The organism is Halobacillus sp. SY10, from assembly GCF_045401165.1.
Taxonomy (GTDB): Bacteria; Bacillota; Bacilli; order Bacillales; family Halobacillaceae; genus Halobacillus; species Halobacillus aidingensis.
Genome location: NZ_CP174345.1, coordinates 2,730,514 through 2,755,600, shown reverse-complemented (window position 1 = coordinate 2,755,600; position 25,087 = coordinate 2,730,514). Strand labels below are relative to the sequence as shown.

Below are 25,087 nucleotides of genomic sequence, written 5' to 3'. Positions count from 1 at the left end.
AGGCATCTGAAGCGAATATCCAGTCATAAGCGGCCCTAAAATTTAGATATCTTAATAAAAACCTGATAAGCTTTATAAAGGAGGAGGAACGTTTATTTGAATTTTGATGGAAAGTCTCATTAAATCCCATCCTCTAAAGTGAAAATTTAGTAATCGAGGCTTACGGAGGAACAGGGAGCGTTGATAGAAACACTAAAGCAGCTTTTACTTCGCTATTCACATAAATTCATACATCTAAGGGTAATGATATTTACAAACAACGTTTTATGGAGAGAGAGGGAATGGTATGTTTCGTTTTGAGCATGTGTACCAAGGGGTTCTTCAAGATATTAATTTTACAATTGAAAAGCAGGACAAAGTCATCCTCTTCGGCCCTTCAGGCGCGGGGAAGAGTACATTATTATTCTTATTGAACCGTCTGAATGACCCAGATCAGGGGGATATTTACTTTAACGGGAAACCGATTGAAGAACATTCCATCACTGCCTTAAGAAAACAAGTGGGTCTCGTCTTGCAGGCACCTAATTTATTTCCGGGAACCGTATTGGATAACATTAAATACGGACCATCATTGTTTGGTGATTGGGAAGAACAGCAAGGGAAAAAATTATTGGATTACGTTCAACTCCCATCCGATTATTTGGAAAGAGATGTGGATCAGCTTTCGGGCGGGGAGAAACAACGGGTATCCCTGGCAAGGACTTTGGCCAATTCACCCGAAGTTTTACTACTCGATGAGCCGACCAGCGCCCTGGATTATCGCACGGCAGAAGAAATTGAAGAGGTTCTGGAGTGCTTGATGGAAGAACATAAACTCACGATGCTCATGGTTACTCATAACTTAAATCAAGCACGGAGGCTTGGGAACCGGGGATTATTTATTAGTGATGGACAGATCGTAGAAGACGGAAAAATACCGGATATGCTTGATCATCCGAAGACAGAAGAACTTGGGAAGTTTTTAGAGCAGTAGGGAGGAAGAAGATTTGGAACCAGAAATATCGAATCAGTCACTATTTTTTTTAATCATATTCGTCATCGTTCCTTTAGCATTGTCTTATTATTACCAACTGGGTGTGAGCAAAAATGTCATTTGGTCTACGGTTAGAGGAACAGTCCAACTGTTTGCCATCGGTTACATATTAACATTCCTTTTTGATCTACCCGCTCGTTACGGCATCCCATTCATGTTGACAGTCATGATCGTTATTGCAACCTTTCATGCCAGGCAAAAAGGGAAGGACTTGCCTTATGTCGGGTTTATTCTTTTTGGAGGCCTTTTGGCCATTGAGGTCGGAGTGCTGAGTTTGTGGCTCCTATTTGACATGATCCAGTTTAAACCTTCAGAGGTCATTCCGATGAGTGGAATGGTCATTGGTAACAGTATGACTGCTATGGGGCTTGCTCTTGAACGAATGAAGAATGAGTTTAAAGAAAACAACGGCCGGTTGCTCGCTTCCTTATCCTTAGGAGCAGAACCGAAGCAGGCCTCTCATCTGATTGTTCAAAATACGTTGCATGCTTCTTTAATACCTAACGTCGACCGGCTAAAAACCATAGGTCTTGTTCAGCTTCCGGGAATGATGACTGGTTTGATTCTGGGTGGTGTATCACCTGTTATGGCCATCAAGTACCAGTTAGTCATCTCTCTCAGTATTTTTTCTTCCGTTTCATTGAGTGCCATGTTCATTACTTTATGTATGTACAGGTACTTTTTCAACAAAAACAAACAGTTGTTGCAAACGGATGAAGAAATTAGAAGTTCTCGTTCCTGATATAATCCCTATAAAAAAGCAAGCAGACCTAATAGGTCTGCTTGCTTTCACTGTTTAACCGAATAAGTTGTACCAGATGGTCATGACTGAGAACCATCCGAAAATCAATGCTGATGCACCTGCAAAAAGAACAGCAAAGAAGTTTTTTGTTTTAAGTTCACGGAAAATTGCCCAAACACACAAGATTGTTACGAGTAAAAGAAGAATAGCTGTTACCAAATTCAGCACCCCCTAAGTCTCTTTTCATTATTATCATCCACAAAGGATAGATGTTATACTATATGTAGTTATTATTGGTACTTATCTATTTTATAGTATAAACAAAAAATTGTCGAGTTATCTACATCTTTTTTACACATTGTACGATAAAGCCAATAAAATATAAAAAGAAACGAATAAATGAGGTGTAAAGAATGAAGAAAATAACCAGGTTACCGCTTGGGCCGATAGCGACGAACGCTTATATCATCCATGAAAATCATAAAGCGCTGGTCATTGATCCAGGTGGAGATTTTGAGAAGTTACAGAACTACTTACAGGAAAGAGAACTTGATGTCATTGCGGTCCTACTAACACATGCACATTTCGATCATATTGGAGCCGTTGACGCCGTAAGGGATGCTTATGGGGCTCCGGTGTACATACATGAAAAAGAAGCAGAATGGCTGGGGGATCCAGAAAAGAACGGTTCTGCCTTATTCGGCTTAGGGGAAATTACTGCTCGACCAGCGGATCACTACTATGAAATAGGTCAAATGCAAATAGGTGACTTCCCATTTGAAGTCCGTCATACCCCGGGACATTCGCCAGGAAGTGTTTCCTTTGTCTTTAGGAACCAGCGTCTTACGATTGCTGGAGACACCTTGTTCCAAAGGGGCATCGGACGTACAGATTTACCCGGAGGAAGCAGGGAAGTTCTTGAGAGAAGCATTAAAGAACAGCTTCTTCCTTTACGTAATGACATGCGCATCTTTCCAGGCCACGGCCAGCCGACAACAATAGGAGAAGAGCGGGAAGAAAACCCGTTTCTAACCTAATCCGTGCCATGAAAAAGAAGAGATAGAAAAAGAACCTGTCACCCTTTTATAAGGATGACAGGTTCTTTTGTTTAGTGGCCACCAAATCCTGGTACTAAGATAAAGGAACAATAATACGTAAATCCGATCATGAAGACTGTCAAGTATGAGAAAAATATGTACACATACATACGTTCTGACAGCTTAAGGTAACCAATAGTAAGGAAAAAAGCCGTTTGAACTAGAGATAATAAGGAAGCTTCCATCATATCGCCTGTATAGAACATGACAGCGAAGATACCTGTCCAAAAGGCCATTACTCGAAACATACGATCCATGCTTTTTTCCCCCTCCTTTTCTATCGTTAAACTATCATTCATATTATAAACGACCCGGATACAATTGTAAATAAAACGTATTCATCTTTCATTTCTCAGTATTTGTATTCCCGCTTGTCCTTATTCCTTAACCCTCCAAGTTGTGAAAATTATTTGTCTAATAGAAAAAAGGAGTTTAAAATATTGTACAAAGGTTATACAATCAATATACAATAAAGGTATATAAAAAAGCGAGGAGCGTTAAACATGGAAAAGTTAAAATTCTACACATACCCAAGTTGTACATCCTGTCGGCGCACGAAATCATGGTTAAAGAGTCAAGGGGTGGATTTTAACGAACAGCACCTGTTTCGTGAGACTCCTACCGCTGAGGAATTAAGGAGAATCCTATCACTTACCACCCACGGGATTGATGAAATTTTAGCGAAAAGAAGCAAAGAATTTAAAACGCTTGACCTAGATGTAGAGGACCTAACATTGAATGAATTTCTAGAGCTGGTCATTGAGAAGCCTAAGCTGTTAAGGCGGCCGATTTTGACGAATGGAGATAAATTAGTCATCGGTTATGATTTGGATGGACTACGTGGGATCACAGATAAACGGATGGAATATAAACAAAACATTTCATAAAAGCATCGTCCCTCGATGAGGGGCGATTTTTTTATGGTCTTTGGAAAGTTCTTACCTGAGATTGATTACCGTTTACTACTATATTCCATAGGCATACCCATTGAATTTCTTCACGTGTGCATTCCGCAACACTTTCACCATCCGGTGTAAGAAAGGCAGAAGAGTATTGCATTTGTTCTAAAGGGATTGTTTCTAATTCTTCATCCAATTTCATTCGTGAAGTGTCGAGGATATGTTGTTTTACAACCGAAGCTTGATGACTTTTGATAAGGATCAGGTGGTTTTTATACTGGTTGATGGTTGTTAATGTGACAATGAGAAGTAAAAAGCAAAAAATGAGCACCCATGGGAAGACGATGCCATGCGCATTATGGAAGATGAATTTTTCTCGTGTAGGGTTGGTCATGAATTTCTACCTCCATAAGAATTGAAGGAGATTCATGTACAAAAGAAATAGCTCCTACATTTTGAATGAGGGTTTCGTGTCCAGAACCGTCCACGGTTCGCCTGAAAATTTTTCCATACTTCTCCATGACAATATGGCGGTTTTGCTTATCAATCAATGAGATGGAATGATCTGAAACATTGTAGGAACGGCACTGGTTGATTTCCCATTGGATCACTGCGCTCAACTGATCAACCGATAATTCAGAGTAATAGTCATATCCTTTTAGTAAAGAAAATAAGGGGACGGAGATCGTTAATAGAATCATGGTCGCCATTAGGCTGATCAATACTTCCGACAATGTAAACGCTCTTTCACTTGTCCTATTCCCTTTTTTCATGCAAACAGAACTCCTTGTTTTCATTTCTCTGGTTTTTCCATAATACACAGCCTGCGATCCACTCTTCTTCTGATTGAAAGACTAGAGTGATTTCATGAGGTAATTGATGTTTTGCTATATAAGGAAGAGGATCATCCCTCATCCTGTGTTCAAAGAATTCGTTATGAAGCAGTGAGATGGCTTCTCTTTCTGTTTGAAGATCCTTTTGGGCAGTCCTTATTTCTGTAAGCAAAGGTAGCGTAAATAGTGTGATGATCGTCAAAAGTGTAAAAGCACATAACGTCTCAAGCAGCGTGAAGCCCTCAGATCTCTTCAATGCGTAACCTGCTTGATCCGAAAGGGAAAACGACTTTATACGTTTTATGTGGTGCATACAGGTACATCGTTCCTGCTTTTTGAATGATTCCCTTCTGATTGAATCGCACCGTTGGCTGTAGGGTAGTCAAACGCATCACCCATTTCTCGGGCAATTTTCTATGGAAGATTGTTTTTCTTTCTTTTGTGTCATATAAAAAATAGCCTCCTGATTCTTGCTCGAAATTCACCGTATAGTAAACATGTTCGTTCATGGAAAGGTGTTGGGTGAGGAGAAGGTCTTCCTTTAGTTGTTGAAGAGTAAGGGTTGCTTCAAGGTTTTGATAGGTGCGATACTGCAAAGGAATGAAACAAGAGAGAAGAATGGACCAGCATAATAAAACGATGACCATTTCTGTAAAAGTGTAACCATTATGTTCCTTCTGTTGGGGCTTGTTCACTTACATCTCCTTCTGAGCTTATGATCAATTGCGTACCATCTGGACATGTATCCTGCGATATATACTCTTCATCCACCAACGTTTGAATAGAAGCTGGGAACGCTCCTGTTTCAATGAAGTACGCCTGGACTTGAGCCTCTACGGTTTTTTGAAGGGCTTCACACCCTTTTGCTTTTACGGAATCACTGTTCTTAGACATGTTAGGAATTGTTATGATCAGAAGTACGGAGATGACAAGCAAAACAATGAGCATCTCAATTAATGTGAATCCTTTTTCGTTTTTTAACATGAGGGTTCCTCCTCGTTCAAATTTGGTTCATCCATTGGTATAGAGGCAGCATTATGGATGCGTAGATCAAGATGATGACGGTGGCGATGATGATGAAAAAAGCAGGCTGAATGATATGGAGCCATGTGGAGATCTTTTGGCTGAGATACTCCATAAAGAATTCGGCAAGAAGTTCGAGTTCATCTTTCAAAGCATCGATGTCGTTGGTATGATGAAAAATATTGGTGAGTTCCGGTCTGAACAACGGACAGCTGTAGATCGCCTGAGCAACAGTTTTGCCGTTGGACAGTTCATGTAATAGTTGCTTGCAGTAATGAGAGAGCAGTACATATTTCTTATGACCATGGATCATTTCAATCGCCTCCTTTAGTGGAAGGCCTGCCTGGAGTAATGAGTGGAGGTGGGTTGTGAATAGAAAGGAGACGGAGTAGGAATGGTACAGCTTTAAGAGAGAGACTCTTTCATATAATGACAGCTTTTTTTTTAATGTCATCCGCGGTAAGATAATCATAACAGCTATAAGCAGAAGGGAAGTCAGAAGGACGAGGAGGCCTAACCCATTCATGACGTGCATGATGATGACCATCAGGCGGAATGTTCCGTCTTTCTCACCTTCAAATAGATTTAAAAAATTGGGAATCACTGTCCTTTGTAAGATTGTGCAAGCAATGATGAGGAAAACAAATAAGAAAACGGGGTACCGGATAACCTTTACAAATTTCTCTTTGTAATCTTTCTTTAATTGCAACATGTCTTTACACTGTTGAAAGCTTCTGGACAAGTTATGATGAACCTGACTGAAGTAGAGGAAGTTTGTAACAGAAAGGGAGAAGCGGGCTTTTATAAAAGCTTCATGAATGGGGTGACCAGCGCTAAGGTGCTGTGTCAAGATGTCACATGTGGATTTCAATTTTGTATCCCAGCCAGTCATTTGTAGAGCATCGAGAAGTGGATAGCCTTTGTCCAAAATATGACTGCACCTTTTGAAAAACAAAATTTGCTGACCCACAGGTAAAGGCGGGTCACGAAAACGGGTCCACTTCGTTTTTTGCAACGAAGCCAAGTGCATAGGCTTTCCTCCTCAAGTGTCTGAACGACTGGAAATTCTGCTGGTGTTTGGTCTGACTATCAATCGCTCTTTTTAATTGGACCCCTTCTAATAGTTCCAGAATCGCCGCTCTTTTTGGTAGTTGTTTGGCACCTTCAAGAGAAATGAGCTGTTGAGAGGCGATGGCAATCATGGTTTGTTCGATATCGGTTTGTTTGATACTCATTTCTTTAAGACGGTGAATGGTTCCGTGTGCATCACGGGCGTGGATGGTGCTGATGACGAGGTGTCCGCTTAACGCAGCACGAAATGCGAACTGTGCGGTTGATTTGTCTCGAATTTCTCCGACCATTAATAGATCCGGATCATGTCTTAAGGCTGCTTTTAATCCCGTATCATAAGTCACACCTGCACGCTCATTCACTTGAACTTGAATGATGTTGTTTAAATTCTTTTCAATCGGGTCTTCAAGAGTAATGGCTTGAAAAGAACTTGTTGAGGTAAGGGATTGGAGCAAGGCATATAAGGTGGTGGTTTTTCCACTTCCCGTTGGTCCGGTAAAAAGGATCATGCCACTACGGTGTCTTAACCAGCGCTGGATTTTTTTTAATTGGTAAGGAAAAAGGAAAAGCTGTTCAAGCGGGGTATGGTCCATTGGTCTTAGAAGTCGAATGGCTAAACTTTCGGTGCCGGTTATGGGGAGAGTAGATAAGCGTAAGTCAAATGTGTTCTGGTTGGAGCGATGCTGGATTGTTCCGTTCTGAGGTCGTTTGTGTTCTCCGATATCCATTCCAGAAGTGAATTTGAAGTAGGAAAGAAGCTTCTTATACATGGGTAGCGGAGTCGTCGAGTGGAAAATACGGTTGCCATGGATGCGGAAATGGATGGAAGCTGTTTCTTCATAGGGGGAAAAGTGGATGTCCGTAGCAGTTTGCTGGATAGCAGAAACGATAAGTTCATGGGCATATTGAGCGATGGATTTCAATCATTTACCACCTCTTTCGTATTATTTGGCCTTTTATAATATTCGACATAAAGGGCCTAATTCCTGCAATGATTTTTATAAGGGGGAAAATTATCGTGATTTTTTTAATAGGATTCATGGGAAGTGGCAAGTCGACAATAGCAAAAATGGTAAGTGAAAAAACAAAATACCCATACATAGAAATGGATCAGGCCATAGAAGAAGCGGAAGGAATGAAGATCCGGGATATGTTTGCTTCAAAAGGAGAGCAGTACTTCCGGGATAAGGAAACAGAATTTTTGAGGCACTTAAAGGATGAAGTTGTCCTATCTACAGGAGGAGGAGTCATCCTCCGGGAGGAAAATCGAGTTCTTTTGCAAGAGGGGACCGTTGTTTATTTAAAAGCAGAATGGGAAACCATTGTGGAAAGGTTGACCGGTGACACAGACCGGCCATTGTGGAAAGGTGAAGACTCGGAGAAGAAAAAGCGGTTTGATGAACGTTTGAGTTTATATGAACAAGCAGCAGATGTAGTCATTGATGTGGACCAGAAAACCCCAGAAGAAATCGCCGAAGAAGTGGTGGGACGTCTAAAATAGCAAGGTTTGGTGCATACTAAAGGCAACAATGGAAAAAGAGGGGTTTTCATGAATCAGAATGATTATGTAAAGTTTTTGACAGAAGAAGTTGTCAAGTATATGCACATGTCTAAGGATGAGAAGCAGCAACGAAAAGAATCCAAACCCTCCAAAAAATCTTCCTTTTACTGGTTCGGATTGCTTCCTTTCGCTTTGAAAATGTTCAAAAGGAAACGATTCAACAATCATTGAAAGAATAAGAAAAGCCGCTGAGCAAGTCAGCGGCTTTTTTCGTTTTTCATAAGTGAGCCTGTGTTGTGGAATCGTTTGGAGTTTACCTTCCGCCAGCTTTTTTGCTTATGGATTCTATTCTCTTACAGTGCCTGCTCCTTCGTTCTGCATCCAAGTCTTACTGGTTTCCTGTGAAATATAAAATAATCCCCCGTTGATGACTTCCATTTCAATGTAAGGCTTGTACCGATTGTCGAGCTGCTCACGTTCTTTTGTGAAAGAGTCCAAACCGATGTCTTCAGACTCATAAAAGGATTCAAGCAAGTGGGTTTCTTTTTCAAGATGATGCAGAGAATCCTTGGCCCATTGGTGATCGAGAGATCCAACATATGTTTCAATATGGCGTTCCATGCGTTTATAAGCATGGGATAAAGAGATCACAGGCCTCATAGGAAACGTGTAGTCTGAAACGGTTGTTTCAAAATTCATGTTAATAATCTTGTCCATCATTCCAAGCATCATCGTGCCGTGAATTAAGTTGATTCCTATGGAAACGGGTTCGTCCCTCGTATATTTTCCTCGAAAGTGCAGAAGCCCATTAACGACAAGCCAGGGGCTCATAGCCCGGTTTTGTCCTGTTGTCTGATGTACCACTTCATAAAGTCTAGCTGTCCGTGCTTTCGAAATCGCCGTATTGTATAAGCGGTGAAGTTTAGGTGTTCCTGCATGAAGGTAAATACCACCCGCCTGCTTCTGATCTGTATCGCTGAACGTCAGCTTCATAGGGACGCCTTCTCGATTCATTTTCTTCATGTAATGCCAGTAGAAAGGTCGATTCATGATTTCCTCATCCATCTCATTTGTGAGCTGTACGGTGAAATGGGAAGGAGCATCGTTTACAATCGAACAACCATGGGATAAAAAGAACTGTTTGACGAACGTTTTGTATGGATTCGGAGCATTCAACTCGACTCTCTCCTTTCATTCACCGTATGTTCGACATAACTGACCAAATTGTTGAGTTTAATGTCTACTTCTCCTTGACTCTCCGACTGTTTGATAATGGACTGGATTTGATGCTCGAACGATCCACCTGGAATCTGCTCAAGAATATGATCCAGGTCACCGACCGCATTTTTGAACATTTCGATTTTCTCATACAGCATCTTCATGATGTGATCTTCGATTGTATCTTTGATCGCAAAATTAAAAATTTTAACATCGTGCTCCTGTCCGAAGCGGTGAATGCGCCCGATTCTTTGTTCAAGCCGCATCGGGTTCCATGGAAGATCGTAGTTGATCATGTGATGGCAGAATTGGAGGTTGATTCCTTCGCCACCGGCTTCTGTAGCGATCATCACTTGGGCTTTGTTCTTAAACAATTGTTTCATCCAGTCCCGTTTACTCTTGTTAAATTTTCCGCTGAATGGAACGGACGTGATTCCGTTCTGTTGAAGATACCACTGCAAATAAAATTGGGTGGCACGGTATTCTGTAAATACAATGAATTTTTCGCCTGTTTTTTCAATGAGTTCCGTCATCCGTTTTGCTTTTACATGATGAGGAACCTGTCCGATTGCTTCAATGTACTCATCATAAACGTCTGCTTTTTCTTCCGGTGCATTTTTCTTCAATTGGTTCAAGGACATATAACAAGCTTCTCTCGATGAACATAATTCTTTAGCAAGCGTCAGCCAAGTAAAGGATGGGTGATTTACTTTTAATTGTTCTAGTTTTTTGTACATTTCCATTTCTTCATCTGAAAACGAAAGTCGTTCATTGACAACTTTCCGCTTGGAAGAGTCAAGACCGGTGTCTTTTCTACGGTTCCGGATCATTAAATGTCCGACAAGGGAATGGATGTGTTGGATATTATCCTTATCGGCAGCATTTTCTTTATACTTCTTTTTAAAATCGGTCAAATTTCCGAGGTAACCGGGTTTAAGAATGGATACTAAATTAAACAAATCACTCAATTTGTTTTGAATAGGTGTGGCTGTTAATAAAAGGCAATACGTCTTTTTCAAGGACTGTACGAACTGGTAATTTTTCGTTTGATGGTTCTTGAGCTTATGAGCTTCGTCAATAATGATAAGATCGTAGTCAATATCCAAAATGACTTCCCTGTGGTTTTCACGTTTAGCCATATCTATGGAAGTAACCGTCACATCCCATTCTTTCCAAGAGGCCTGTTTCTTCCTTGGGGAAGCTGCCTGGATATAGAATTTTTCATTTAATTCCTGAATCCATTGGTTTACGAGGGAAGCAGGTGTCAGAATGAGGATCTTTTTAGCTCTTCCCCTGATCATGTACTCTTTTAGAATCAGTCCTGCCTCTAAAGTCTTTCCGAGCCCTACCTCATCAGCTAGGATGGCACGTCCATTCATCTGATGGACCGCTGTTTCTGCTGCTTCAATCTGGTGTTCCATAAAATCTACATGGGGAAGGTGTTCAAGAGCAAGAAGGCCATCAAATTCTGGTACGGTTTTAAATTGAGCCGCCTGATAAGCAAGCTTAAAACCATCCCATGTAGCGAGTTTGTCAGGGTGTTCGAGATTCTCACTCAATAACCCAATAAATGACTGGTCTGGATGAATTTCGATCATATTTGTAGCCCTCCATCAATAGGAATGATAAAAGATTGTGAATTATTGTAGAATTATCATGTCTTTTGTGAAAGACGCGTGATATAATGATGCTGAAAATATACAAAACATTGTGTGAACGTTACACAATAGTATGCCCGGTAAAATCTAGAAAAATACGAAAGCGAATGACTGTAGAGGGAGAGACCACGCATGTGGCGCCGAAGGAGCAAGCAATCATTTGTGAATCTCTCAGGCAAAAAGACCTCTATAGGACGCAACTCTGGAGAGTGTTTGCATTTTGTGTGCAAACCACCCAAGAAGCAAGCGTCAGGGTTTCCTGATGTGAAACTTTCTGGTGAAACGGACAGAGACTCCCGTGCAAGCGGTGAAGTCTCTTTTTTTATGGGCGAAATCAGTGATAAGGAGTGGTTCCAATGGCAGATTTAAAACGAACACCGTTGTACTCTGAATACAAGAAACTCGGAGCAAAAACGATCGATTTTGGCGGATGGGATTTACCTGTGCAGTTCTCTAGTATCAAAGAGGAGCACCAGGCCACACGAACAGCCGCAGGGTTGTTTGATGTTTCTCACATGGCAGAAGTGATGGTGGAAGGACCGGATAGTCTTCCTTTTCTGCAAAAAATGCTGACGAACGACGTGTCTAAGCTGGAACCAGGGAAAGCGCAATACACGATTATGTGCTATGAAGACGGAGGAACGGTTGATGATTTGATCGTTTACCATCTTGATCAAGACAAATACCTCCTTGTTGTCAATGCAGCGAACCGGCAAAAGGACTATGAATGGTTAAAAGAACATCAGGAAGGCGACGTAACCGTAAAAGATGTCTCTGATGAATACGTACAGCTGGCTGTTCAGGGCCCGAAAGCGGAAGAGGCGCTTCAGACCATCACGGAAACGGATCTTTCAGCCATCAAGTTTTTCCGTTTCGAACAAGGTGTGGTATTGAAGGGTGTCGATGGAGAGGCCCTTGTATCCCGCACAGGATATACGGGGGAAGACGGGTTTGAAATTTATCTGCACGCTGATTCCGGCGCCCAGTTGTGGCGAGCAATTCTTGAGGCTGGTGAACCGTTTGGCTTGAAACCTGTTGGACTCGGAGCTCGTGACACGCTGCGATTTGAAGCGAACCTTGCCCTGTATGGTCAGGAGCTTAGTAAAGAAATCACACCAATCGAAGCAGGATTGAATTTCGCCGTGAAAGTGAAAAAAGAAGCAGACTTTATTGGTAAAGAAGTTTTAAAAAGGCAAAAAGAAGAGGGGCCCGGACGAAAACTCGTAGGGATTGAGATGATCGACAAGGGGATTCCTCGTACCCATTATGATGTCCTGGACGGAGAAGAGGTTATTGGGTTTGTTACTACAGGGACACAGTCACCGACCCTGGGGAAAAACGTTGGTCTGGCACTCATTAATAGAGAATACACGGCTGAGGGGACAGAAGTGACGGTTCAAGTCCGTAAGAGGAAATTGAAAGCGAAAGTCGTCAAAACACCTTTTTATAAAAGATAAATCAAGGGGGATGGAAGCATGGAGTTTCGTTATTTGCCCATGACAGAAACAGATAAAAAAGAAATGCTGGATGTGATCGGTGTTCAGCACTCCGATGAACTTTTCTCAGATATACCGGAAAGTATCCGTTTTAACGGTGATTTAGAAATCAAAGAACCTAAAAATGAATTTCAACTGATGAAAGAATTAACGGAACTTGCGGAAAAGAACGTCCATTTGAAATCTCATACCTCTTTTCTTGGGGCGGGTGTCTATGATCATTACATTCCTTCAATTGTAGATCATGTGATTTCAAGATCGGAATTTTACACGGCCTATACTCCTTATCAGCCTGAAATTTCACAAGGTGAGCTACAGGCAATCTTTGAATTTCAAACGATGATTTGTGAATTGACAGGGATGGATGTGGCGAACTCCTCGATGTATGATGGTGGAACGGCTTTAGCTGAAGCGGTCAACTTGTCTGCGGGACAAACGAAGAAAAAGAAAGTTCTCGTATCGAAAGCGATTCACCCTGAATCATTAGCTGTTATCCATTCCTATGTCAAAGGCCCGGGCGTCGAAGTGGTGGAGATTGATCACAAGGACGGTAGAACAGACCTTGAGCAATTAGAAAGAGAAATCGATGAGGACACGGCGAGTGTTGTGGTCCAGTACCCGAACTTTTTCGGTCAAATCGAACCACTGGAGCAGGTTAGAGCTATTGTGGATACACAGAAAAAAGCGATGATGATTACATCAAGCAACCCTCTCGCATTAGGATACTTAACGCCTCCAGGTGAATTTGGAGCCGATATCGTTGTCGGAGATGCTCAAGTGTTCGGAATACCAGCACAATATGGTGGTCCGCACTGTGGATATTTTGCAACAACGAAAAAATTGATGAGAAAAGTACCGGGGAGACTTGTTGGCCAGACGGTGGATGAAGAAGGCCGCCGCGGCTTCGTGTTAACCTTGCAAGCAAGAGAACAGCATATCCGTCGTGATAAAGCCACATCAAACATTTGTTCCAATCAAGCCTTGAATGCTCTCGCTTCATCTGTAGCGATGTCTTCGCTCGGCAAACAGGGACTGAAAAAGATGTCATGGATGAACATCCAAAAAGCAGCCTATATGAAAAAGCAACTCCAAGAAAGTGACATAGAGGTTGTCTTTGATGGGGCATTTTTCAATGAAATTGTTGTGAATTTAGACAGAGATGTTAAAGAGTTCAACCGCATGCTCCTTGATCACGGGATCATTGGAGGGTATGACCTTGGTGAGGTCGATGAAAGACTGAAGAACTGTATGTTAGTAGCCGTAACAGAAATTCGGACAAAAGAAGAGATTGATACGTTTGTCAAGGAAGTGGGGGATCTTCATGTCTAATCAGGACTTTCCATTGATATTTGAATTGAGCCAAGAAAGTCGTACGGGCTATAGCTTACCAGTGTTTGATGTACCGGAAACAGATGTCGATGACATGATCGGAGAAGCCTATGTCAGAAAAAGTGAACCAGACCTGCCGGAAGTAAGTGAGCTTCAAATTATGCGCCACTACACCGCCCTTTCCAAAAGGAATCATGGGGTGGATTCAGGCTTTTACCCTCTTGGATCTTGCACAATGAAATATAATCCGAAAATGAATGAAGATGTAGCGAGGCTGACTGGGTTCAGTCATATTCATCCTTACCAGCCGGTGGAAAGTGTCCAAGGGGCTCTACATTTAATGTATGATTTGCAAGAGTCTCTGGCAGCGATCACTGGAATGGATACCGTAACTTTACAGCCAGCTGCTGGTGCTCACGGGGAATGGACGGGATTAATGATGATCCGTGCTTATCATGAAGCAAGAGGAGAGACGAACCGGACGAAAGTCATTGTACCGGACTCTGCTCACGGTACGAACCCTGCCTCAGCTACAGTCGCAGGTTTTGAAGCTGTAACGGTCAAATCGGATGAGAGAGGTCTTGTAGACCTACAAGATTTGAAACGGGTGGTCGATGAGCAAACGGCAGCCTTAATGCTCACCAACCCGAATACTCTCGGCTTGTTTGAAGAGGATATTGAAGAAATGGCAGCGATTGTGCATGAAGCTGGTGGTAAGCTTTATTATGATGGAGCGAACCTTAACGCAATTCTTGGCTATGCACGACCAGGAGACATGGGCTTTGATGTTGTTCACTTGAACCTTCATAAGACATTCACAGGTCCTCACGGAGGCGGAGGCCCGGGTTCCGGTCCTGTCGGCGTAACCGCAGAATTCGCTGAATACTTACCAGCACCGATTTTGACGAAGGAAAATGATCTGTATGTGTTTGATTATGACCGCCCACAATCCATTGGGAGAGTGAAGCCTTACTATGGGAACTTCGGAATTAACGTCCGTGCCTATACGTACATCCGTACGATGGGACCAGAAGGCTTGAAAAAAGTGAGCGAATACGCCGTTATCAATGCGAATTACATGATGCGACGTCTTCAAGAGGATTTTGATCTTCCATTCGACCGTCATTGTAAACACGAATTCATTTTGTCAGGAAAACGTCAGAAAAAACTTGGGGTCCGCACGTTGGATATGGCGAAGCGTCTTCTTGACTTCGGCTATCATCCGCCGACCATTTATTTCCCGATCAATGTGGAAGAGGCACTCATGATCGAGCCGACTGAAACGGAATCAAAAGAAACGCTGGACGACTTTATTGATCGTATGATTCAAATCGCACAAGAAGCGAAGAATGACCCTGAAATAGTCCAGGAGGCTCCTCATACAACGATTGTGAGTCGTATGGATGAAACGTTAGCAGCGCGTAAACCTGTGTTAAGATATCAAAAAGAGCAATAACAAAAACCCGGAGTCTATCTACATATGGACTCCGGGTTTTATCTCTTAAACAATATGGCAGGATTGTGCAAGAATTGATTTCGAGACTTTTGTGGGAGTTTAGGGCTCCGGGAAAAGGTTCGCTTTCCGTGGGCGAGTGATGAGCCTCCTCGAGCTAACGCTCTGCGGGGTCTCATCTACCACGCCCTTCCCACAGGAGTCTCACCGTTTCCCTCCCTCCCTTTGCCATTTGAGGTTCTCGAAATCCTTCTAACAGTAACCTGACGAGTGCTGTAATGAAGTCCTGATCAACAACATAGTTATACTCGTTTTAACCATAGATACTGCACGAATAAGGTTAGGGGACAGGGTCTGGGAAACGTCCGCATGTAAAGCGAATGGAGACACAAACGTGTGTGTTTTTGTACAAACGGATTCAAAACACCGCAAATCGTCGTTTCCCTGACCCCGTATCCATGTCAAGGGATTCAACATTCATTATTTCAACCAGACAAGGCTTTCTTAAGGGCTACTCGGAAGGTGCTCCTTGCCCTCCCGCGGAAAGCGAGCCAACCCCCGACGCCCCGAACCGGTTACACAAAAGTCTCGAAACTGAGTCTTCCACAATCGGAAGCGATAGTGGAATGGGAAGAAAAAATAAAATCCCGGTTCTTAGGGAACCGGGAGGGTGATTATTTTTTCGCTTTGATTTTACCATTCCACTTTTTGAATCCACCTTCAAGCATATTGAGGTCTTCATATCCTTGTTTGTGGAGCATCATTGCGGCACGTGCAGAACGGGCACCGCTTTGGCAGTATAGATAAACAGGTTTGTCTTTACGGATTTCAATAAGGCGGTTTTTCATTTGAGATAAAGGAATATTTCTTGCTCCCAAGATGTGGCCGCCATCAAATTCCTTCGGTTCACGAACATCAATCAACTGGGCTTTTCTGTAGCCTTCGCGGAATTTGTCTTCTGGTAATGTGGTCATGATTTTTCTTGCTTTGAAGAATCTATACAAACCGAAAGCGATAACCAATAGGATCGCTGCGATTAAGATCCATAAATCCATCTTTCCATCCCCCTCATTTCTCTATTCCTCTATCTATTATAGGAGGGAATGAGAAGTATTTCAAAAAAATTTTTACGAAACTTGAGTGAAAGTGTTATTTTGTCGAGGATTGTAGATGATAGGTGGATGCAAATGATGAAAAAGCTGAAAGAAACAACAGAGAGCTGGTTTTTCTTTTAATCTCTGGGCCATACGTTTAATATCTCAAGATTTTTTGATTGACAAGTTTCTACATATTCGTTCAACAGCACAATATATGGTGACTGAAAATTACCACAACACAATATATTGATTATCTTTTTGTAGATGTGGTATGTTACTTATATCAAATGAAAATTACTTAGTTTTTAGTTTAAAGGGAGAGATGCAAAATGCAGACGACCACCTCCATAGATGTACACACGAAAATTGATGTGGAGCGCCTTAATGCTGATATCAGGCAATTTCCACAGGTCCATGAGATAACTGAATCCATGACGATTACGCACAAAGGTGTTTCAAGACTAGTGATGCTTGATAGGTATGCGTTTAAAGATACAGAAAAGTTAACTCTTGCAGAGGGAGATTTCGTTGTTCTTACAGTTAAGGACGATCCGAAGTTTCCTGCTCGGGGATTTGGGTTTATTCATTCCATTGATTGGCAGTCCCACCAGGCGATTGTGAGAGTGGAAGATGAATTTGTAAATGTTCTCGAACATGAAGAAGAACGAAAGACAGGATTAATCAAACGAAATCTTGATACAATCGATAAACCTCTGGAAGTCTTTTACGAACAGATTGCACTTCGTAATGCGTCCGGGCTCTCAGAAGTAGAAACAGATCCAGAAAAGAAACAACAAAGCTTTAACGATTTTTATGAAGAATTATCAGGGTTGAATTTCATTCCAGCTGGACGTGTTTTGTACGGCGCAGGTTCACAAACCGACGTAACGTATTTTAATTGTTATGTGATGCCATACATTCAAGACTCCCGTGAAGGAATATCGGATCACCGTAAGCAAGTGATGGAGATCATGTCCCGTGGAGGTGGAGTTGGAACAAACGGCTCGACGCTACGTCCTCGGAACACGCTGGCTAGAGGAGTGAATGGTAAATCTTCAGGTTCGGTTTCCTGGCTCGATGATATTGCGAAGCTTACACACCTTGTGGAACAAGGCGGTTCAAGACGCGGGGCGCAAATGATCATGTTAGCTGACTGGCATCCCGACATCCTGGAGTTTATTATTTCTAAGATGCAAAATACAAGAATTCTCCGTTTCCTCATTGAGAATACCGAGGATGAGTCGATCAAGCAGTTGGCTAAAGATAAATTGAAGTTTACGCCTCTCACGGAAACAGAGAAAGACTTGTACCAGAGTGTGGTCAATTATAAGTACATTCAAGGACAAGGAGGATTTACGGACCAGAGCATTCAAGAAGCTGAAGAGAAGCTTCATTTGGGTGGAAATTATACTGTTCATAATTCTGAATTCCTGACAGGAGCCAACATCTCTGTTTGTATCACCAATGAGTTCATGGAAGCAGTGGAAAATGACGCGGATTATGACCTTCGCTTCCCGGATGTTGAAAATTATACAGCGGAAGAAATGGAAATCTATAATGAAGAATGGCATCAAAGTGGTGATGTTCGTGAATGGGAAGCGCGCGGATTCGGTGTGCGCACGTATCGTAAAGTAAAAGCGAGCGAACTATGGAACCTCATCAATATTTGCGCTACGTATTCGGCTGAGCCGGGTATATTCTTTATTGATAATGCCAATGAGAAGACAAATGCAACTGCATATGGACAGAAGGTAGTCGCTACGAATCCTTGCGGGGAACAGCCGCTTGCCCCTTATTCTGTTTGTAATCTGGCAGCGGTCAACCTGGCAAATGTTGCAGATAAAGAGCGTAAGCAGGTCGACTTTGAAAAGCTTAAGAAAACAGTTCGTCGTGGTGTCCGCATGCAGGATAATGTAATTGATGCAACCCCTTATTTCCTGGAAGAAAATAAAGTACAGGCCTTGGGAGAACGAAGAATTGGACTTGGTGTTATGGGGCTGCATGACTTGTTGATTTATTGTGAAACCACTTATGGATCAGAAGAAGGAAATCAACTGGTCGATGAAATCTTTGAAGCCATCGCGACCACGGCCTATCGTGAATCCATTGAACTTGCGAAAGAAAAAGGAAGCTTTCCGTTCTTAACAGGAAAAACGGATGCAGAGACGAAAGAGCTGCGCGAACGTTTTATTCAAACCGGTTATATGAAGGAAATGCCAGAAGATATACGCCAAGATGTGCTTGCGTATGGAATTAGAAACTCCCATCTCTTAACCGTTGCACCTACCGGAAGTACAGGCACAATGGTTGGCGTAAGTACAGGACTAGAGCCTTACTTTTCATTCTCCTATTACCGAAGCGGTCGGTTGGGTAAATTTATCGAGGTGAAAGCAGATATTCTTCAGGAATATTTGGATGCTCATCCGGAACAAGATCCAAATGAGCTCCCAGATTGGTTCATCACTGCAATGACAATGAGTCCGGAAGCCCATGCGGATACACAATGCATCATACAGCGCTGGGTGGATAGCAGTATATCTAAGACTGTCAACGCTCCGAAAGGGTACACAGTCGAAGAAGTGGAAAGAGTATACCAACGACTATATCGTGGAGGTGCCAAAGGTGGTACGGTGTATGTCGATGGAAGTAGAGATAGTCAAGTATTATCTTTGAAAGCAGAAGAAAATGACTTCGAGGGAGAACAGACGGAACTGTTCGAAGATGAAGACAAAAAACCACACGTTGTCCTTATGGATACTATTCATGAACTCGACAAGACTAATGTGACGATCGGATCTGAAGTAGGAGATACGTGTCCAGTTTGTCGCCAGGGAACGGTTGAAGATATTGGTGGTTGTAATACTTGTACGAATTGTAACGCCCAACTGAAGTGTGGGTTGTAAAGAAAACAACCGGCCGTTTTTAACGGCCGGTTAATTTTTTTCCATATGCTTCATCAACTCTTGCTCTATCCATAAGTTTGTTCGGGTTCGGAAAATGGAGATAAAAAACACATGAGCACAGGCCTTGCTTGTCACCGTTAGGAATCTGGTGTATCATTTTGATGTGGAAACATATGCTATAAAAACCGTCCTTCATACAGTTCAGGGCGTGTACATAAGACAGGGTATTGGGGGTTCAACATGCCGACACCTAGCATGGAAGATTATATTGAACAAATATATATTTTGATTGAAGATAAAGGATATGCACGAGTTTCTGATATTGCTGAAAATCTACAGGTGCATCCATCATCCGTTACGAAGATGGTTCAAAAACTTGATCGAGACCAATACTTGAACTATGAAAAATACCGAGGATTGATTTTAACACCAAAAGGAAAAAAAGTCGGAAAGCGTCTCGTTTACCGTCACGAGTTACTGGAGCAGTTTTTAGAGATTATCGGGGTCGACCAGGAGAACATTTACGAGGACGTTGAAGGAATTGAACACCACATGAGTTGGAATTCCATCGACCGCATCGGTGATCTCGTTCAATATTTTGATGAGAAACCAGACCGTGTAGATTCGTTAAGAGAAGTACAAAAAAAGAATGAAGAACAGAATGATGAGTAGAAAAAACGCATGGAATTCCATGCGTTTTTTTGCTGATGAACTTCTTTACCTATAGGATAGGTCAGTCATCTTTAAGGATTAATTGCGAAATGTTTATGGTTCTTGAGGTACGTGTAGCGGGGATCGCTTGCTTTTCGGCAACCATTCCCCACTCGAAAGCCTCGAAACTGAAAAGGAGCTACTAAGTGTCAGAAAAAGACAGGGTTTAACAGCATAAATATCCTTCCATTTGGATTCGTTTGCTTTCGTTCTAATTTGCCAAACCCGGGTTTATAATGTAGTAAAGTGGGGTGAAGCAGGATGAAAGTGGACGGAGTTTTTTCCGGCGGCGGTGTGAAAGCCCTTGCTTTCATTGGTGCTCTTGAAGAACTAGAAGAGCAAGGTTACACATTCAAACGAATGGCTGGAACATCCGCTGGTGCCATTTTAGCGAGTTTGACAGCGGCCGGCTACACAGCTAAAGAACTGAAGGAAAGACTCAATAATCTTTCGTTTCTTAGCTTAGTAGACGTTCCATTGACGGATCGCCTGTTTCCATTTATGAAATGGCTTCTTTTGTATTACCGAATGGGACTGTATAAAGGGAATCAGTTGGAAAATGTGCTGGAGGAGTGGCTTAATGAAAAAGGTGTTCGAACTTTTGCGGACTTACCGCCTGGGTCATTAAAGGTGATCTGTTCTGATTTGACGCTAGGTAGAATTGTCGTCATCCCTGATGATTTAAAGAAAGTTTACGGCATTGATCCAGCTACTTTCTCTGTAGCAAAAGCAGTAAGGATGAGCTCAGGACTCCCGTACTTTTTCATTCCAGTAAAAATCCATGGGAAACGCGGAAGGTCTATTATTGTAGATGGTGGCGTATTGAGTAATTTCCCTCTTTGGATTTGGGAAAAGCAGGACGGATGCCGTACCAGGCCTGTAATTGGAATGAAGTTAAGTGATGAACCAGATAAACTACCTGAACAGAAGATCAAAAATGCGATTCAAATGTTCCACGCACTTTTTAAAACGATGCAGCAAGCTCATGATGCAAGGTACATTTCCAAGGCTTTGAGTAAAGATATAATCTTCATTCCGGTCAGTGGAGTGGAAACGACGGATTTTGATATGAGTAAAGAAGAAAAAGTGACTTTGATGGAATTAGGTCGTGAACATGCGAGCAAATTTTTACGAAGGTGGAGCAGATGATACGAAAATATGAAATAAAAAAATCGAGCCATTAAAAGGTGGCTCGATTTTTTCCTTTGCTCTTATTTCCTTCAATAACACGAAGCTGTGGCGCATTTGAACGTTTTCGGTTTTTTCTACCTAACGAAGAGGCCTTGGTCTGTGCTTTGGCTACAGGACTTTTTTTAATTGCAGGAGTTGGTTGCTTGTATTTCTGTTTGGATTGCTTCACCGCTTGCTTGTATTTTTTCATTTCATTTCGGTTTCCACCTGCTGCTCCTCCAAAACCGCGTTTGCGGAGGAAGAAGAAGTAGATGGCTCCATAAATGAGAGCGGCGATTCCGATCATCATGACGATCGAAGTGAGAAAGCCAGTCGTGTTCGTAAACAGCTGAATGCCAACAAAGAAGATGGCTAAACCGATCAATGTGTAAATGATAGGAGTCATCCAATTACGCATGATATTTTCCTCCCTTCTCGTAGTGGTCGACTATGAATATCTGGTTATTGAACTATACCCTTATTTCAACACTATTCATCATCAGATGCGGTGGATTGTAGGCTGTTATGTGCTATTTAAGATTGTTTCCTTTATAGAATAAAATATGCAGGCCCATCATTATTTTTGAATGGTGAAAGAGTACGTTTTAGTAAACTCTTTCCTTCAAAAGGGCTTTTTAAACAATAGAATAATAAAATTGGTTGGACTTTTATTTTACCTCAAATCTTTATGAATCACTAGCCCAACAATTGAAAAGAGCATGAAAAAATTGGGGTTGGTTAAAATGAGAATAGAGGTGATGAAGATGGCTGAAAAACAAAAGGACCAAAGACAACAAGAGCCACAGCAAAGTGTCATAGCAAAAGCATTAGTCACAGGTTTTACTGCCGGGATTTTATGGAGTGGTTTAGGGGCATTCGCTTATTATTTCAATTTCACAGAGGTGTCTCCTGCATCCTTCATTTTCCGTTCCTTCTGGCAGACGGATTGGACCGGAACATGGCTTGCTGAAGTGTTAGCTGTGCTCATTGTCGGTATTTTATCGTTGGGAACGGCTCTCATTTACTACCTTCTCTTGAAAAAAAGGAATGGCATGTGGCCAGGGGCCTTTTATGGAATAGGGCTATGGGCAATCGTTTATTTTCTATTGACCCCGATTTTTCCGGCAATTCCAACCTTTATGGAATTGAATAGTGATACATGGGTTACAACAGGCTGTTTATTTATTTTATACGGGGTTTTTATCGGGTATTCCATTTCCTATGAATACAGAGAGTTCAATGAGACAGTGAATTCTTATTCAAATCAAGGGAGAGTATGATAAACTTAAAGTGTATGACAATTTTGGAAATGGTGGGATTGGTGAATGGGGAAGAAGCGGCTGTTTTTAATCAATGGGCCGAATTTGAATATGTTAGGCAAGAGGGAGCCGGATACGTACGGAAAAAAGTCTCTTGATGATGTTGTGACATTGGTGGAGCAAGCGGCCGCCGATTTCGGGTATGAAGTCACATCTTTTCAATCCAATCATGAGGGAGATCTCGTAGACTGGATTCAGCGGGCTGAAAAAGAAGCTGAGGGTATCATCATTAACCCCGCAGCTTATACACACACGAGCATCGCTTTACGGGATGCCATCAGTGCAATCTCAAAACCTGTGGTAGAGATCCATATTTCAAATGTCCATGAACGGGAGTCTTTCCGCCACATCTCGATGTTAGCGCCGGTATGCTCAGGACAAGTGGTCGGATTTGGAATCGATGGTTACCGATTAGCAGCTTTGGGGATGATCCAAAAGATAGAAAGTGAAGGGAGAAATCATTCGTGAGTAAACTTTCAAATTTAAGAAAAGCGATTGCTTCAAATGAATTAGACGGTCTCTTAATTATGAGTCCGAAAAACAGAAGGTATATATCAGGTTTTACCGGTTCTTCCGGAGCTCTTTTAGTGACGAGGGATGACGCTGTTTTAATTACAGATTTCCGTTATACAAAACAAGCGGCAGAGCAAGCGAAAGAGTTTGAAATCCTCGAACATAAAACGCCTATGCCGAAAACGGTAGCCGAAAAAGTTAAAGAATTAGGATTGAAACGAATAGGGTTTGAAAAAGATCATGTCACCTACAACCTTTTTGAACAATATGACGAAGCTTTAGAAGCAGAACTTGTCCCTACATCAGGCCTTGTGGAAAAATTACGCTTGATTAAGACGGATGAGGAGATTAGTATATTAAAGGATGCCGTTAAGATTGCTGATGATGCTTTCGAACATATTCTTGGTTACATAAAGCCTGGTGTGAAGGAGATTGATGTATCGAATGAACTTGAGTTCTTCATGCGTAAACAAGGGGCAACCTCTTCAAGTTTTGATATTATCGTTGCATCAGGATACCGTTCAGCTCTGCCTCACGGGGTGGCCTCCGATAAGGAAATCCAATCCGGAGAGCTTGTGACGCTCGATTTTGGTGCCCTTTACAAAGGGTATTGTTCTGATATAACAAGAACTGTAGCTGTAGGCGAAATCAATGATCAATTAAAGGAAATCTATGATACCGTCTTACAAGCCCAGTTAAAAGGTATGGAAGGAATAAAAGAAGGCATCACCGGCAAGGAAGCGGATGCGCTGACACGTGATTATATTAAAGAAAAAGGGTATGGCGAGTATTTCGGTCACTCGACAGGTCATGGTATTGGTCTCGATGTCCATGAAGGTCCTGGACTTTCCTTCCGTTCTGATGTCACGCTTGAAGAAGGTATGGTCGTGACCGTAGAACCGGGCATTTATGTTCCGAACGTCGGCGGCTGCCGAATTGAAGATGATACAATCGTTACGAAAACAGGGAATGAACGATTGAGCAAGTCTACCAAAGAATTAATCACGTTGTAATTAAAAGGAGGAAGTCAAATGATTTCAGTAAACGATTTTCGTACAGGTCTGACGATTGAAGTAGAAGGTGATATCTGGCAAGTGATGGATTTCCAACACGTAAAGCCAGGGAAAGGCGCGGCTTTTGTTCGTTCGAAACTCCGCAACCTTCGCAATGGCAATATCCAGGAAAAAACGTTCCGTGGCGGTGAAAAAGTAGAGCGTGCTCACATTGAAAACCGTAAAATGCAATACCTATATGCTAATGGCGATATGCATGCATTCATGGATATGGAGACATATGAGCAAGTGGAAATCCCTACAGCTACCATCCAGGAGCAGCTAAACTATTTGAAAGAGAACATGGAAGTTCAAATCCAGTCCTATGAAAGTGAAACCATCGGTGTCGAATTACCGAAGAACGTTGAGCTTGAAGTTACAGAAACAGAACCTGGAATTAAAGGCGATACAGCAAGCGGAGGTACAAAACCTGCAACGCTTGAAACTGGCCTTACTGTTCAAGTGCCATTCTTCATCAATGAAGGTGAAGTATTGGTCATCAGTACAACAGATGGCAAATATGTATCCCGTGCATAATCTTAATCTTCAAAAGAACTTGTCCAAACAGGGCAGGTTCTTTTTTTGTGTTAAATATCCAGAAACCCCAAAGCGAATAACTCCTCTTCCATATAAGCTCCCTTTTATTGAAGACTCAGTTACGAGAGTAAAGGGGGTCGTTTCTCACATACATCGAATGGGGTGGTTGGGAAGCTGCGAGACTCCTGTGGGAGAAGGAGATGGCGAGATCATGCAGGACGTAGTCCGAGGAAGCTCGGCACTCCCCCACAGGAAAGCGAGTGGCTTCCTAGCCACCCCTGACGCTCAACGCAGCAACGAACCCCTAAACATCTCGAAATCAAGTCTTCCACAATCCTGCCATATAGCTTAATAAGGGTATGGCAAGTAGTTTCTATCAATCGCTCTATCACTCCTCTAGTTCCTCTCTCGAAATCTTCTAGTTTTATACCA

Annotated in this window: 29 protein-coding genes and 1 riboswitch; of the genes, 16 read left to right on the top strand and 13 right to left on the bottom strand. The window is 42.2% G+C overall.

What is annotated here, in order from left to right:
• Positions 1–286: 286 nt before the first annotated feature.
• Entirely contained in the window at positions 287–973 is a 687-nt protein-coding gene (locus tag ACJA3J_RS14120; RefSeq protein WP_089651728.1) for an ATP-binding cassette domain-containing protein, read from the top strand.
• A gap of 13 nt (positions 974–986) precedes the next feature.
• On the top strand, positions 987–1,775 hold the full coding sequence (locus ACJA3J_RS14115) for an ABC transporter permease (RefSeq protein WP_406944391.1): 789 nt from the start codon (positions 987–989) through the stop codon (positions 1,773–1,775).
• 54 nt (positions 1,776–1,829) lie between these two features.
• Here the strand turns inward: ACJA3J_RS14115 and ACJA3J_RS14110 are convergent, their stop codons facing one another.
• Positions 1,830–2,003 (bottom strand): DUF2759 domain-containing protein, encoded by a 174-nt coding sequence (locus ACJA3J_RS14110; RefSeq protein WP_307725367.1) that lies wholly within the window; start codon positions 2,001–2,003, stop codon positions 1,830–1,832.
• Between the two features lie 185 nt (positions 2,004–2,188).
• Here ACJA3J_RS14110 and ACJA3J_RS14105 point away from each other — a divergent pair, with 185 nt between their 5' ends.
• Positions 2,189–2,812: an MBL fold metallo-hydrolase gene (locus tag ACJA3J_RS14105; protein WP_406944389.1), complete on the top strand. Its 624-nt coding sequence runs from the start codon at positions 2,189–2,191 to the stop codon at positions 2,810–2,812.
• Positions 2,813–2,883: 71 nt separating this feature from the next.
• Here the strand turns inward: ACJA3J_RS14105 and ACJA3J_RS14100 are convergent, their stop codons facing one another.
• A complete protein-coding gene (locus tag ACJA3J_RS14100; protein ID WP_089651732.1) occupies positions 2,884–3,129 on the bottom strand; it encodes a DUF2626 domain-containing protein in 246 nt (81 codons plus the stop codon).
• Positions 3,130–3,375: 246 nt separating this feature from the next.
• Between ACJA3J_RS14100 and ACJA3J_RS14095 the strand changes: the two genes are divergently transcribed.
• Positions 3,376–3,759 (top strand): Spx/MgsR family RNA polymerase-binding regulatory protein, encoded by a 384-nt coding sequence (locus tag ACJA3J_RS14095; protein ID WP_089651733.1) that lies wholly within the window; start codon positions 3,376–3,378, stop codon positions 3,757–3,759.
• 31 nt (positions 3,760–3,790) lie between these two features.
• Here ACJA3J_RS14095 and ACJA3J_RS14090 read toward each other — a convergent pair whose 3' ends face one another.
• From ACJA3J_RS14090 to comGA, 7 genes are read right to left on the bottom strand one after another with little or no spacing between them, the layout of a single operon-like run.
• On the bottom strand, positions 3,791–4,165 hold the full coding sequence (locus ACJA3J_RS14090) for a hypothetical protein (protein ID WP_406944388.1): 375 nt from the start codon (positions 4,163–4,165) through the stop codon (positions 3,791–3,793).
• Positions 4,128–4,544 carry a competence type IV pilus minor pilin ComGF gene (locus ACJA3J_RS14085; protein ID WP_406944387.1) on the bottom strand — a complete coding sequence of 139 codons (417 nt, stop codon included), beginning with the start codon at positions 4,542–4,544 and terminating at the stop codon, positions 4,128–4,130. Before ACJA3J_RS14085 ends, ACJA3J_RS14090 begins: the two co-directional genes overlap by 38 nt.
• Complete coding sequence (locus ACJA3J_RS14080; protein WP_406944386.1) at positions 4,528–4,860, bottom strand: prepilin-type N-terminal cleavage/methylation domain-containing protein; 333 nt, start codon at positions 4,858–4,860, stop codon at positions 4,528–4,530. Before ACJA3J_RS14080 ends, ACJA3J_RS14085 begins: the two co-directional genes overlap by 17 nt.
• Positions 4,847–5,299 (bottom strand): competence type IV pilus minor pilin ComGD, encoded by a 453-nt coding sequence (gene comGD / locus ACJA3J_RS14075; protein ID WP_244157109.1) that lies wholly within the window; start codon positions 5,297–5,299, stop codon positions 4,847–4,849. The genes ACJA3J_RS14080 and comGD overlap by 14 nt, the downstream gene beginning before the upstream one ends.
• Positions 5,271–5,588 carry a competence type IV pilus major pilin ComGC gene (comGC, locus tag ACJA3J_RS14070; RefSeq protein ID WP_089651737.1) on the bottom strand — a complete coding sequence of 106 codons (318 nt, stop codon included), beginning with the start codon at positions 5,586–5,588 and terminating at the stop codon, positions 5,271–5,273. Before comGC ends, comGD begins: the two co-directional genes overlap by 29 nt.
• A 16-nt stretch (positions 5,589–5,604) precedes the next feature.
• Complete coding sequence (locus ACJA3J_RS14065; RefSeq protein ID WP_406944385.1) at positions 5,605–6,657, bottom strand: type II secretion system F family protein; 1,053 nt, start codon at positions 6,655–6,657, stop codon at positions 5,605–5,607.
• A complete protein-coding gene (gene comGA, locus ACJA3J_RS14060; RefSeq protein WP_406944384.1) occupies positions 6,611–7,621 on the bottom strand; it encodes a competence type IV pilus ATPase ComGA in 1,011 nt (336 codons plus the stop codon). Before comGA ends, ACJA3J_RS14065 begins: the two co-directional genes overlap by 47 nt.
• A gap of 95 nt (positions 7,622–7,716) precedes the next feature.
• Here comGA and ACJA3J_RS14055 point away from each other — a divergent pair, with 95 nt between their 5' ends.
• Positions 7,717–8,199: a shikimate kinase gene (locus ACJA3J_RS14055; protein WP_406944383.1), complete on the top strand. Its 483-nt coding sequence runs from the start codon at positions 7,717–7,719 to the stop codon at positions 8,197–8,199.
• 48 nt (positions 8,200–8,247) lie between these two features.
• Positions 8,248–8,430 carry a YqzE family protein gene (locus ACJA3J_RS14050; RefSeq protein WP_406944382.1) on the top strand — a complete coding sequence of 61 codons (183 nt, stop codon included), beginning with the start codon at positions 8,248–8,250 and terminating at the stop codon, positions 8,428–8,430.
• Between the two features lie 114 nt (positions 8,431–8,544).
• Here ACJA3J_RS14050 and ACJA3J_RS14045 read toward each other — a convergent pair whose 3' ends face one another.
• Together ACJA3J_RS14045 and ACJA3J_RS14040 are read right to left on the bottom strand one after the other, a co-directional pair.
• Positions 8,545–9,375, bottom strand: coding sequence for a YqhG family protein (locus tag ACJA3J_RS14045; protein ID WP_089651742.1), 831 nt, complete (start codon positions 9,373–9,375; stop codon positions 8,545–8,547).
• Positions 9,372–11,015 carry a DEAD/DEAH box helicase gene (locus ACJA3J_RS14040; protein ID WP_406944381.1) on the bottom strand — a complete coding sequence of 548 codons (1,644 nt, stop codon included), beginning with the start codon at positions 11,013–11,015 and terminating at the stop codon, positions 9,372–9,374. The genes ACJA3J_RS14045 and ACJA3J_RS14040 overlap by 4 nt, the downstream gene beginning before the upstream one ends.
• A gap of 167 nt (positions 11,016–11,182) precedes the next feature.
• Positions 11,183–11,272: riboswitch (glycine riboswitch) on the top strand.
• 159 nt (positions 11,273–11,431) lie between these two features.
• On the opposite strand from ACJA3J_RS14040, the gene gcvT reads away from it, so the two are divergent.
• Genes gcvT through gcvPB form a run of 3 tightly spaced genes read left to right on the top strand, consistent with a single transcriptional unit; the run spans position 11,432 to position 15,356 of the window.
• The gene (gene gcvT / locus ACJA3J_RS14035) at positions 11,432–12,532 is read left to right on the top strand and encodes a glycine cleavage system aminomethyltransferase GcvT (protein WP_406944380.1); all 1,101 of its coding nucleotides are present in this window, start codon (positions 11,432–11,434) and stop codon (positions 12,530–12,532) included.
• 18 nt (positions 12,533–12,550) lie between these two features.
• Positions 12,551–13,900, top strand: a complete 1,350-nt coding sequence (gcvPA, locus tag ACJA3J_RS14030) for an aminomethyl-transferring glycine dehydrogenase subunit GcvPA (protein WP_406944379.1) — start codon at positions 12,551–12,553, stop codon at positions 13,898–13,900.
• The gene (gcvPB, locus tag ACJA3J_RS14025; protein ID WP_406944378.1) at positions 13,893–15,356 is read left to right on the top strand and encodes an aminomethyl-transferring glycine dehydrogenase subunit GcvPB; all 1,464 of its coding nucleotides are present in this window, start codon (positions 13,893–13,895) and stop codon (positions 15,354–15,356) included. Before gcvPA ends, gcvPB begins: the two co-directional genes overlap by 8 nt.
• A gap of 671 nt (positions 15,357–16,027) precedes the next feature.
• Here gcvPB and ACJA3J_RS14020 read toward each other — a convergent pair.
• Positions 16,028–16,408, bottom strand: coding sequence for a rhodanese-like domain-containing protein (locus tag ACJA3J_RS14020; protein ID WP_089651747.1), 381 nt, complete (start codon positions 16,406–16,408; stop codon positions 16,028–16,030).
• A 371-nt stretch (positions 16,409–16,779) separates the two neighbouring features.
• Here ACJA3J_RS14020 and ACJA3J_RS14015 point away from each other — a divergent pair, with 371 nt between their 5' ends.
• The 3 genes from ACJA3J_RS14015 (at position 16,780) to ACJA3J_RS14005 (ending at position 21,213) form a co-directional block, all read left to right on the top strand.
• Complete coding sequence (locus ACJA3J_RS14015; protein ID WP_406944377.1) at positions 16,780–19,353, top strand: vitamin B12-dependent ribonucleotide reductase; 2,574 nt, start codon at positions 16,780–16,782, stop codon at positions 19,351–19,353.
• A 240-nt stretch (positions 19,354–19,593) separates the two neighbouring features.
• Complete coding sequence (gene mntR, locus ACJA3J_RS14010; protein WP_089651749.1) at positions 19,594–20,025, top strand: transcriptional regulator MntR; 432 nt, start codon at positions 19,594–19,596, stop codon at positions 20,023–20,025.
• 300 nt (positions 20,026–20,325) lie between these two features.
• Positions 20,326–21,213 carry a patatin-like phospholipase family protein gene (locus ACJA3J_RS14005; protein ID WP_115894209.1) on the top strand — a complete coding sequence of 296 codons (888 nt, stop codon included), beginning with the start codon at positions 20,326–20,328 and terminating at the stop codon, positions 21,211–21,213.
• 31 nt (positions 21,214–21,244) lie between these two features.
• Here the strand turns inward: ACJA3J_RS14005 and ACJA3J_RS14000 are convergent, their stop codons facing one another.
• Positions 21,245–21,652 (bottom strand): SA1362 family protein, encoded by a 408-nt coding sequence (locus ACJA3J_RS14000; RefSeq protein ID WP_089651751.1) that lies wholly within the window; start codon positions 21,650–21,652, stop codon positions 21,245–21,247.
• A 346-nt stretch (positions 21,653–21,998) separates the two neighbouring features.
• On the opposite strand from ACJA3J_RS14000, the gene ACJA3J_RS13995 reads away from it, so the two are divergent.
• Genes ACJA3J_RS13995 through efp form a run of 4 tightly spaced genes read left to right on the top strand, consistent with a single transcriptional unit; the run spans position 21,999 to position 24,655 of the window.
• Complete coding sequence (locus tag ACJA3J_RS13995; protein ID WP_089651752.1) at positions 21,999–22,514, top strand: YqhR family membrane protein; 516 nt, start codon at positions 21,999–22,001, stop codon at positions 22,512–22,514.
• A 45-nt stretch (positions 22,515–22,559) separates the two neighbouring features.
• Positions 22,560–23,021, top strand: coding sequence for a type II 3-dehydroquinate dehydratase (gene aroQ / locus ACJA3J_RS13990; protein WP_406944376.1), 462 nt, complete (start codon positions 22,560–22,562; stop codon positions 23,019–23,021).
• Complete coding sequence (locus tag ACJA3J_RS13985; RefSeq protein WP_406944375.1) at positions 23,018–24,079, top strand: M24 family metallopeptidase; 1,062 nt, start codon at positions 23,018–23,020, stop codon at positions 24,077–24,079. Before aroQ ends, ACJA3J_RS13985 begins: the two co-directional genes overlap by 4 nt.
• An 18-nt stretch (positions 24,080–24,097) precedes the next feature.
• Positions 24,098–24,655: an elongation factor P gene (gene efp, locus ACJA3J_RS13980; RefSeq protein ID WP_089651755.1), complete on the top strand. Its 558-nt coding sequence runs from the start codon at positions 24,098–24,100 to the stop codon at positions 24,653–24,655.
• The last annotated feature ends 432 nt before the right edge of the window (positions 24,656–25,087 follow it).